A 10519-nucleotide genomic window follows, 5' to 3' on the forward strand; every position below is an offset into this window, starting at 1 on the left:
TCGCCGGGCTGGGACAGCGAACCGTCCTCGATCTCGGGGTCGCCCAGCGGGCTCGAGGCCCATGCCTCGCCGACGGTCAGGTCCTCGTGCGGGAGGGCGGCGAAGGTCGTCGACTGAAAGTCTTCGATGGCGCTCATGGCTGTTCCTCACTGTGGTCGCGACCCCCGATGGGCCGCCGTCACAGGTAGGAGCAGCCAGCCCGGACGGCGCGGACACTTTTTTCGGGAAAAAATGCGGCGAATACCTCATGCGCCGAAGCGGTCAATCGCGCACAGTAGGTTGACGAGCGCTCGAGAACCGGGCGTGAAAGGACTGCCGTGTCATTGTTGGGAAGCCTGAAGGCGGCGCGGGCCGAGGCACGGCGCGCCAGAGACGCCGAGTTCGCCCGCCTGGTCGCATTGCCGCCGACGGAGGAGCTGGCCGCGCAACTCATGGCCGCATTCGGGCCCGACGGGCCCAAGCGCGGCAAACCGTTGACCCAGTACGACGTCATCAAATGGGTGCTCCGCCGTGCGGAGTTCACTTCCCGCGGCCAGCGAGCCATGAGCTTCAAGAAGCTCGTCGGGCCCGTGCGTGAGGCCCTGCAGGTGTTGGAGCACAGCGAACTGGTCTACCTAAGCGTCGGGGGCGAGGGGAAGCCCGACAAGTGGCATCCCACCAATCGGGGAATGGTAGCGCTGGACGAAGGGTATGACGCTGTCGCGCAATGCATCTCGGCCCGACGGCTAGGGCAAGACGGAACCCGGTGAGCCGCGATGCAGGCGCCACCGAGGCCGAATTGTTGGGATCGGGAGCGCGGCCGGGACGGTTCGCTGGCATAGCGATGCAGACCATCGCCCGAGGACACACGCGAAAGGAACGAACATGAAGTTCAGGGGCCGCGCGCAGCACGACCCGGCGCTCAACCAGCAGGCCGCCGCCGTGGCGGCGGAAATCCTGCGTCAACCGGTTGAGGCGGCCACGCGATGCGAGCAGACGTCGACCAAAGCCATGCAGATGTATCCGTCGGCCGGGGGCGAGGTGAATTGGCGAAGCGTGCCCAACGGCACCGGCCTACCGAAGAGTTTCATCTTGGCCGTCACCGCGTCCGGCATCTACGCGCTCGAAGACAAGCAGCACCGAGGCGTCCTGGTGCCCGGCAACGTCCTCAAGGCGTGGGATCGCTCGGGCTTTCGGGCCCAGGCCGGCAACGACGTGGCGGCCAGGGCGCGCGGGCTGGCCGACGACCGGCAGATCATCACCCTGTGGCTGCCGATCGACGGCGACAGCGGCCGGGTGGCGCAGCAGATCGCCGCGCAGCGGGCGGCTTCCGGCCAGCGCATCCCGGCCCTGCCGCACGCCTTCGTCATCGCCAAGGACGAGTCGGGCCAACGCATCATCGACGCGCTGGGCGCGGCGGCGGCGCCGCCGCAAGGTGCCGGGCCGAACATCGTCATCGGCGGCCGGCGGCTCGAAGACATCGTGGCGGGCGCCGCGCCGCAACGCCCGGCCGCCGAGCGCCTGCGCGAGCTCGAGGAGCTGCGCGCGGCCGGGGCGATCACCGACGCCGATTACACCCGCAAGCGGGCCGAGATCATCGCGGCGATCTGAGTCGCGAGTGCCGGTGGGCGCGGGCCCCGGGGGCGCCGCCCGCCCGCGGCACGTCGTTGCGCGGCGCGCGCGGTCAACCCGGCTATGCCCGTGCCGTTGCTCGTTTCCTACCGCCACGACGAGATCGGCGAAGACCATCCCCGCCGATCGCCTTCATGTGCCCCTGAGCGCGCCTTACACCTTGGCGATGCTCACCCGGACCCCGTCGCCGATGTCGGCGCCGTCGGCGGGTTCCCCGAATTCGAAACGGGTGGCAAGGATCTCGCCGGCGATCAGGTCGCGATGCGCGGCCGCCCAGTCGGCCCGCTCGGCCGGAACCGACATCACCACGGCGATCCGGTCGGACACCTCCAGCCCGGTCGACTTGCGCAGCTCCTGCAGCTCGCGGATGCGGTCCTTGGCCCAGCCCTCGGCCTCGAGCTCCGGGGTCACCGTGCCGTCCAGCACGACCAGACCGGAGCCGTCGGGCAGCGCCGCCGTGTAATCCGGGTCGGCGGCCACCAGCCGGGAGCTGTATTCCTCGGGTTGCAGCACCGCGGGCCCGGCCGTCAGCGTGCCGTCGGGGTTGACGACGCCCTCCCCCGCCTTGACCGCCTTGATGGCGGCCTGCACGTCCTTGCCCAGCCGCGGCCCGGCCACGCGGGCGTTGACCGTGAGCTCGAAGGAGCCGTAGGTGTCGATCGCGTCGGTCAGCTCGACGCTCTTCACGTTGAGCTCATCGGCGATCAGGTCGGTGAACGGCTCCAGCCGGCGCGGGTTCTCCACGGCCACGGTCAATTTCGGCAGCGGCAGGCGCACGCGGAGTTTCTTGGCCTTGCGCAGGGAAGACGCGGCCGAGCACACTTCGCGGACCTGATCCATCGCGGCGACCAGGTCGGGGTCGGCGGGCAGCGCTTCGGCGCCGGGCCAATCGGTGAGGTGCACCGACCGCCCGCCGGTGAGGCCGCGCCAGATGATCTCGGTGACCGATGGAAGCAGCGGCGCGGCCACCCGGGCCGTCACCTCGAGCACGGTGTGCAGGGTGTCGATGGCGTCGGCGTCCTCTTCCCAGAACCGCGAACGCGACCGTCGCACATACCAATTCGTCAACGCCTCGGTGAACTGGCGCAGCTGCTCGCAGGCCCGCGAGATGTCGCAGGTGTCCATCTCACCGGTCAGGTCGTCGCGCAGTTCGGCGAGCTTGGCCAGGATGTAGCGGTCCAGCACCTGCGGCGAATCGGTGCGCCAGGTGCCGACTTTGGGCGCGTAGAGGGCCAAGAAGCTGTACGCGTTCCACAGCGGCAGCAGCACCTGGCGCACGCCGTCGCGGATGCCCTGCTCGGTGACGATCAGGTTGCCGCCCCGCAGGATCGGCGAGGCCATCAGGAACCACCGCATGGCGTCGGAGCCGTCGCGGTCGAACACCTCGCTCACGTCCGGGTAGTTGCGCAGCGACTTGCTCATCTTCTGGCCGTCCGACCCGAGCACGATCCCGTGCGCGACACAGGTTTTGAACGACGGGCGATCGAACAGCGCGGTGGCCAGCACGTGCAGCGTGTAGAACCAGCCGCGGGTCTGCCCGATGTACTCGACGATGAAGTCCCCCGGGTAGTGCGTGTCGAACCACTCCGCGTTCTCGAACGGGTAGTGCACCTGGGCGTACGGCATCGAGCCCGAGTCGAACCACACGTCGAGCACGTCTGGGATGCGGCGCATGGTGCTGCGGCCGGTCGGGTCGTCGGGGTTGGGCCGGGTCAGCTCGTCGATGTAGGGCCGATGCAGATTGGTGGGCCGCACCCCGAAGTCGCGCTCCAGCTCGTCGAGGCTGCCGTAGACATCGATGCGCGGGTACGCCGGATCGTCGGACTTCCACACCGGAATGGGGCTGCCCCAGTACCGGTTTCGCGAGATCGACCAGTCGCGCGCGCCCTGCAGCCACTTGCCGAACTGGCCGTCCTTGACGTGTTCGGGGTACCAGGTGATCTGCTGGTTGAGTTCGACCATCCGGTCGCGAAACGCGGTGACCGCGACGAACCAGGACGACACCGCGCGATAGATCAGCGGGTTACGGCAGCGCCAGCAGTGCGGGTAGGGGTGCTCGTAGGTCTCGTGGCGGAGCAGCACCGCGCCGTTGGCCGCCGCGGGGCCGCTGCCGTTCTTCAAATCCCGGATGATGTTCGGGTTGGCGTCGAAAACGCGCTGCCCCTGGTAATCCGGGACGCTGGCGTCGAAGCGGCCCTTGGAATCGACCGGCGTGACCGGCACGATGCCGGCCTTGTCGGTGGTCGCCATGTCGTCCTCGCCGTAGGCCGGCGCCATGTGCACGATGCCGGTGCCGTCCTCGGTGGTGACGAAGTCCCCGGGCAGCACCTGAAAAGCCTTGGGGCTGTCCATGAAATACGGGAACGGCGGCACGTAGCGGGTGCCGAGCAGGTCGGCGCCGGAGAAGGTGCCCAGGATCTCGGGCTCGTCACCCAGCTCGCGGGCGTACGCCGCCAGCCGGGGCTGCGCCAGCACGAAACGACGGTCGCCGGCCGCGACCTCGACGTAGGTGACCTCGGGATTGACCGCGACGGCCAGGTTCGACGGCAGGGTCCACGGCGTGGTGGTCCACACCAGCAGGTGGGCGCCGGCCAGCGGGCCGTCGGCCACCCGGAAGCCGACGGTCAGCGCCGGGTCCTGGCGGCTTTGGTAAACGTCGTCGTCCATGCGCAATTCGTGGTTGGACAACGGGGTTTCGTCGCGCCAGCAGTACGGCAGGACGCGGTATCCCTCGTAGGCCAGGCCCTTGTCCCAGAGCTGCTTGAACGCCCAGATCACCGATTCCATGTAGGACAGATCGAGCGTCTTATAGTCGTTGTCGAAGTCGACCCAGCGGGCCTGCCGGGTGACGTACGCCTGCCATTCGTCGGTGTAGCGCAACACCGAGGCGCGGCACGCGTCGTTGAACGCGGCGATGCCCATGTCGTCGATCTGCGATTTGTCGTTGATGCCGAGCTGGCGCTCGACCTCGAGCTCGGCGGGCAGCCCGTGCGTGTCCCAGCCGAACCGGCGCTCCACCTTGTAGCCGCGCATGGTGCGATACCGCGGGACGATGTCCTTCACGTAACCGGTGAGCAGATGCCCGTAGTGCGGCAGCCCGTTGGCGAACGGCGGGCCGTCGTAGAACACGTATTCTTCTGCGCCGTCACGGCGGGCGATGCTGGCGCGGAACGTGTCGTCGCGGGCCCAGTAGTCGAGGACTTCGAGCTCGAGGGCCGGGAAGTCGGGTGGGCCGCTCGCCGGCTTGGGATAAGCCCGGGCTTGCGCGTTCTCTGTCACGGTGGCGTCGTCTCCTGCGTGCCTATGGCCAGGCCGGGGACGACGACGCGCTGTCTGCGCGAGCGCCGCGGTACCACCCCGCTTGCCACGCCGTCGCGTGGCCGCTCGTTTCCAGGCTGTGACGGGCCAACCCGTTCGGTTCTACTGAGCCGGCCAGAGAACGAAGCCGGCTGTTCTTCCGAAGGCTCCCCGGTGATGCCGGATCGACGCCAGTGGCTCGATTCTACTCAGGCGCGGCACCCCAAGGGGCTACCTGGCCTCAGGAAACACCTGCGGCCGGGTAGCCCCTTGGAGCCCTGGTTGGTCGCTGTTCATCGATCAGGCCTGGATTTCGAGCACACCGGCCCGCAGCAGCGCCGCGTACAGGTGGCGCAGCGGGATGCTCAGCAGCCGGGTGGCGCCTTCCACCAGCGGGTCGCCGGCGAAGACGGGGGTGTTGGCCTTGCCGGCGGCCTTCTTGCGCACCGGGGCGGTCTCGCCGTCGCGCACCACCTTCAGTGTGCGGGCGGGCGCTACGGTGGCCACTTCGTCGTAGAGAGCTACGGTCATGGTCGTCTCCTGACGGGTTCGAACGGGGACTGATTGGATGGACGTGCCCCGTCCCGTAGCGGTTCCGATCCCAGAACGCTTGGCCGATAAGCCAGTTAGCGTGCGACGCCTCAGCCGAGAACGCCGTGCCGGAGACCGGATCGGGACGAGACGGAGTTCGGACTTCGGTCCGGACTGTCGCTGGAACTCATGTGTCCCTCACCTCCTCGTGGTCACGACGCATGCGGGGCCCGCACGCGATCACGCGCAGCATGAGGAGCAGAAACCCGACGACCGTCGGAGATCCGCACCCCTCTCGTCAGAGCTTTGGCACCACACGACGTGTCCGATGTCCGGAAGCCACCTGGGCTCAACCCTTAAGCCGGGAGGAGCTGTCCTGACCCGGGGCGTCTTTCGACGTTCGGGGTCAGTGGCCTGTATTCGTGTAGACGCCTCACCTAACGAGGTGCTTACCCGACCGATAATGCACGACGGGTCCGACGCGGTCAAACCCATCGGCGCGGGGTTTCGCAATCTTTACGTTTCTGTGCGGGGGCCCCACAGGTTTCTGCCAGGATCACCGCCCTGACCTGCGCAAACGCGCATGCGTCCAGGGCGGAGGTCGTCGGCGTGTCGCCGCCGTGGGCGCACACCGAAAGCCGTGGGCGCACACGCGAAACGGCGCCGGCGGGGGTCAGCGCTCGATCAAGCCCTCGAGCCGCCCCACGGTGTCGATGAACTCCTCGACCATGTCGAGCACCACCGCCCGCGTCGGACGAACCCGGTCAAGAGAGCCCACGACCTGGCCGACGAAGTAGGTGGCCAGCTCGCGCGCCTTGGCCCCGGGGTGGGCGGCCGCGGAGTTGATGCGCACCTGCGGCTCGGTGACCAGCGCGGTCTGCAAGGGCATGCCGAGGGGGTCGGGTTTTTCCGGGCGGTCCCATTCGTCGGTCCAGGCCGTGCGCAGCATCCGCGCGGGCTTGCCGGTCAGCGACCGCGACCGCACGGTGTCCGAGGAGGTGGCGGCCAGGAACTTGTCCTTGACCACCGGCGGCGTCTCGGCCTCCTCCGTGGTCAGCCACACCGAGCCGCACCAGACGCCCCCGGCGCCCAGCGCCAGCGCCGCCGCGATCTGGCGGCCACGCGCGATGCCGCCCGCGGCGAGAACCGGCACCGGCGACACCGCGTCGACGACCTCGGGCACCAGGACCATGGTGGCGACCTCACCGGTGTGCCCGCCGGCCTCGGTGCCCTGCGCGACGATCAGGTCGACCCCGGCGGCCGCGTGCCGTTGCGCGTGCCGCGTGGTCCCGGCCAAGGCGGCCACCAGCACGTCGTGGTCGTGGGCGCGTTCGACGAGATCCGCCGGGGGCGGCCCGAGCGCGCTGGCGACCAGCCGGACGCCGTCGTGGGCGAACGCCACGTTCAGCAGCGGCTCGTAACCCTTGGGCGAAATGTTGAGCCCGCCGGCGGAGGCGCGCGCCTCCTGCGCCGGCGCGGTGATTCCATAGCGGGCCAGGATGTCGTCGACGAACGCGCGGTGTTCCTCGGGCAGCCGCGCCCGCGCCTGCGCGGCGTCGATGCCGCCCTCGTCCGCCCCGACGTACTTGGGCGGCAACAGCAGGTCCACCCCGAAGGGCTTGCCGCCCGTCTGCTCGGCGATCCACGCCAGCTCGCTGTCGAGTCGCTGGGGGCTGTGCGCGACCGCGCCGAGGACGCCGAAGCCGCCCGCGTTGGTCACCGCGGCCACCACATCGCGGCAGTGGCTGAACGCGCAGATGGGGAATTCGACGCCGAGCATCTCGGCGACTGTCGTTCGCATTGCCCGACGCTAAAGAGCTATCGATCGATATGTCAATCGATTACGGCCGCCGCCGGCGACCGCCCGTCCGGCGGCCAGCTGGACACCCCCTCTTCGAGCGGCACTTGCAGGCTGTGCAGGATCGAGGCGACCATCCGCCAGGCGCCGATGGCGGTGACCAGCTCGATGAGAACCGTTGTGTCACCCTGTAATTCACGCTCGCAGGCCGCCCAGCTGGCCGCGCTCACCGCGCCGTCGCGCACCACATCGTCGGTGGCGGCCAGCACCGCCCGCTCGACTGCGCCGAAGCCGTCGTGCGCCTGCCAGTCCCGCACGCCGAGCAGGTCGTCGGGGGCCACCCCCAGCCTCGACGCCACCCGCCAGTGCTGCGTCCATTCGTAGTCGCACGCCGTGAGCCAGCCGATCCGCATGATCACCAACTCGCGCAACCGCGGGTCGAGCGCGCCGTGCCACAGCATGGTGGCGAGCAGGTCGTTGATGGCGCGCGCCAGCGGCGGGTGGTTGAGCAGCACCTGGAAGATGCTCAGCTCGGCCATGTAGTTGGGCACGGCCGCTTCGTCGGCGGCGGCCGTCGCCTCGTCGAGCGGCAATTTGGGCACGCGAGCTGTTGTCATGGTGAGCACTTTCGTCGGGCGCGATCACCGGCCATGTTAGTCAGCAATCCCCACGCCAAGGCCCGAACGCCGCGACATGGTTACCACCCGCGCGAAACCCCCTGCCGCAGAGCGTCTTACGAGCGGCGCCTAGAGCAGTCCGAGCAGCCGCAGGTCGGTCACGTACTTGACGATGACGGGCGCCGACACGTGCGGGATGTCCGGATCGTCGCCGTCGGGACCGAGCTTCGCCTCCCGCACCGCGGCGCGGAACCGCTCGGTGGGGGCGAGCGAACCGCGGCCCGGGTCCCCGGGCTCGACCTGCTGTCCGCTCGGCAACTGCAGCAGCGGGTGCACCGAATGTTGGCGCTGACGCTCGGGCAACTCGCGCAGCGCGGCCTCGAACCGCCGGAACCAGTCGCCGAAGTCGTCGATCCGCTCGATCGGGTGACCGGCCTCGATCAGCCAGTCGACGTACTGATCGATGCCGATGCCGTCGTCGTGCGGGTTCATCACGTGATAGGTCTCGAACCCCTCGACGGCATGGGCACCCAGCTTGGTGATCGCCTCGGCGACGAATTCGACCGGGAGCGCGTCGAAGTGCGTGCGCGGGCGGTTGCCCCCGGCGTCGAGGCGATAGAACGAGCGGGGGGCGATGCCGGTGGCCGCGATGCTCAGCACCATGCGGGTGAACACGTCCGACAGGTTGAGCTGGCCCGCGTAACTGGTGTCGGCGAGGATCATGTCGCAGCGGAAGACCGAGACCGGCAGCGCGCACAGGTCGTTGGCCTCGCGCAGCAACACCTCGCCGGCCCACTTGCTGTTGCCGTAGCCGTTGGAGTAGGCGCCGTCGACGACCCGGGTGGGGCTGACGACCCGGATGTCGGCGTCCTCGGTGAACGCCGCCGGGTCGACGCCGTCCCCGACGTTCGCGGTCGAGACGTAGGTGTAGGGCTTGAGTTTGGTGGTCAGCGCCACCCGGATCAGTTCGGCGGTGCCCGCGACGTTCGGCCCGAACAGTTCGCTGTACGGCAGCACGCCGTTGACCAGGGCCGCCGAGTCGACGATCAGGTCGACGGTGTCGGCCAGCCGCTGCCAGGTGTCCTCGTCGAGCCCGAGATTCGTCGCGGACTTGTCCCCGGCGATGACCTCCAGGTGGTCGGCGGCCAGCTCCGTGAAGTGGTCGAGCAGCCGGGGATCCCCGCTGTCGAAGGTCGCCCGCAGCCGCCGCCACGCCTCCTCGTCGGAGCCGGCCCGCACCAGGCAGATCAGCTTGCCGTCCACCAACTCCAGCTGCTCGAGCCACTGCAACGCCAAGTACCGGCCCACAAAGCCCGTCGCCCCGGTCAGCAGGACCGTGCGCACCATCGAGCTCGGACCCGGCAGCGCCGGCGCCGCGCTCAACGTCTCGGCGTCGATGAACTTGTCCAGCGTCAGATCGCTCGCGTACACCTCGGTCGCGTCGCGGCCGTGCACCGAGGCAAAACTGGCGCCGCGTCGCCGTGCAGCCACGAAATCGCTTGCATGACAGTCTAATTGCTGACTCAGGCTGCGCACGGACGGTGCGTCGAAGACAGCGCGCACGGGCAGCGGGATACCCAGGGTCGCGTGGATCGCGGCGACCAGGCGCATCGCGGACAGCGAGTCGCCGCCCAGGTCGAAGAACGATTCCTCGACCCCGACGCGCGGCACCCCCAACACCTGGGCGTAGATGTCGGCCAGGGTCTCCTCGACCGGCGTGGCGGGCGGGCGGTAGCGATCGTCGTCGGTGTATTTCGGGGCGGGCAACGCGCGACTGTCGAGTTTTCCGTTGACCGTCAGCGGCAACGCGTCCAGCACCACCACCGCGACCGGAACCATGTAGGCGGGCAACCGATCTGCCGCCGCCGCCCGCAGCGCGGCCGGGTCCGCCGTCCCGGTGACATACCCCACCAGCCGCCGGTCGCCCGGGCGGTCCTCGCGGGCGATCACCGCCGCCTGCTCGACCCCGCCCAACCCGGCCAGGACGGCGCGAACCTCCCCGAGTTCGATGCGGTGGCCCCGGATCTTGACCTGTTCGTCGGCGCGGCCGAGATACCGCAGTTGCCCGTCCGGGCCCCAGCAGACCAGGTCGCCGGTGCGATACATCCGGGTCCCGGGCGCGCCGAAGGGGCACGCCACGAACCGCGACGCGGTCAGGGCGGCCCGACGCACGTACCCGTAGCCCATCCCCGCCCCGGTCACATACAGCTCGCCGATCACCCCGGTGGGCACGGGCCGCAACGACGCGTCGAGCACGAAGAGCGCCGCCCCCGGCACCGGCGAACCGATCGGCGGCGTGCCGGACTCGGGCTCCAGCGGCGCACTGATCGCCACGCACATCGTGGTCTCGGTGGGGCCGTAGAGGTTGAGCATCGTCCGCCCGGGCGCCCAGCGGTCCACCACCTCCTCCGGGCACGCCTCGCCGGCCACCACCAAGGCCGCGTCCAGCCCGTCGGGCGCGAGCATGCCGGCCTCCGAGGGAGTTTGGGTGAGCACCGTGACCTCTTCGGCGCTCAGCAGGGCGTGCAGGTCCTTCGGGGACCGGGCCGTCGCGTCCGGCACCACCAGCACCCGTCCCCCGTGCAGCAGCGCGCCGAAGATCTCCCACACCGACACGTCGAACACCAGCGAATGGCTCTGCGACCACACGCCGGCCGCCCGCACG

At 69.6% G+C, this 10519-nt stretch carries 7 protein-coding genes and 1 riboswitch; of the genes, 2 read left to right on the forward strand and 5 right to left on the reverse strand.

Features of this window, described 5'->3' with window-relative positions; genetic code table 11:
- Window positions 1–317: 317 nt before the first annotated feature.
- Together A5680_RS13415 and A5680_RS13420 are read left to right on the forward strand one after the other, a co-directional pair.
- Window positions 318–749, forward strand: a complete 432-nt coding sequence (locus A5680_RS13415; protein WP_055405635.1) for a hypothetical protein — start codon at window positions 318–320, stop codon at window positions 747–749.
- A gap of 115 nt (window positions 750–864) precedes the next feature.
- Complete coding sequence (locus A5680_RS13420; protein WP_067820058.1) at window positions 865–1590, forward strand: SHOCT domain-containing protein; 726 nt, start codon at window positions 865–867, stop codon at window positions 1588–1590.
- Between the two features lie 174 nt (window positions 1591–1764).
- On the opposite strand, the gene ileS is transcribed toward A5680_RS13420, so the two are convergent.
- The 5 genes from ileS to A5680_RS13445 form a co-directional block, all read right to left on the reverse strand.
- Entirely contained in the window at window positions 1765–4890 is a 3126-nt protein-coding gene (ileS, locus tag A5680_RS13425) for an isoleucine--tRNA ligase (protein WP_067820061.1), read from the reverse strand.
- A gap of 318 nt (window positions 4891–5208) precedes the next feature.
- The gene (locus tag A5680_RS13430; RefSeq protein ID WP_067820064.1) at window positions 5209–5439 is read right to left on the reverse strand and encodes an Rv1535 family protein; all 231 of its coding nucleotides are present in this window, start codon (window positions 5437–5439) and stop codon (window positions 5209–5211) included.
- Between the two features lie 283 nt (window positions 5440–5722).
- A riboswitch (M-box (ykoK) riboswitch) is annotated at window positions 5723–5891 on the reverse strand.
- A gap of 221 nt (window positions 5892–6112) precedes the next feature.
- Window positions 6113–7240: a nitronate monooxygenase family protein gene (locus A5680_RS13435; RefSeq protein WP_067820067.1), complete on the reverse strand. Its 1128-nt coding sequence runs from the start codon at window positions 7238–7240 to the stop codon at window positions 6113–6115.
- Window positions 7241–7272: 32 nt separating this feature from the next.
- Window positions 7273–7854: a carboxymuconolactone decarboxylase family protein gene (locus tag A5680_RS13440; protein ID WP_067820070.1), complete on the reverse strand. Its 582-nt coding sequence runs from the start codon at window positions 7852–7854 to the stop codon at window positions 7273–7275.
- Between the two features lie 129 nt (window positions 7855–7983).
- The coding region (locus A5680_RS13445; protein WP_156675103.1) for a thioester reductase domain-containing protein at window positions 7984–10519 on the reverse strand (2536 nt) is incomplete at its 5' end.

This window comes from Mycobacterium sp. E2989 (genome assembly GCF_001667595.1).
Taxonomy (GTDB): Bacteria; Actinomycetota; Actinomycetes; order Mycobacteriales; family Mycobacteriaceae; genus Mycobacterium.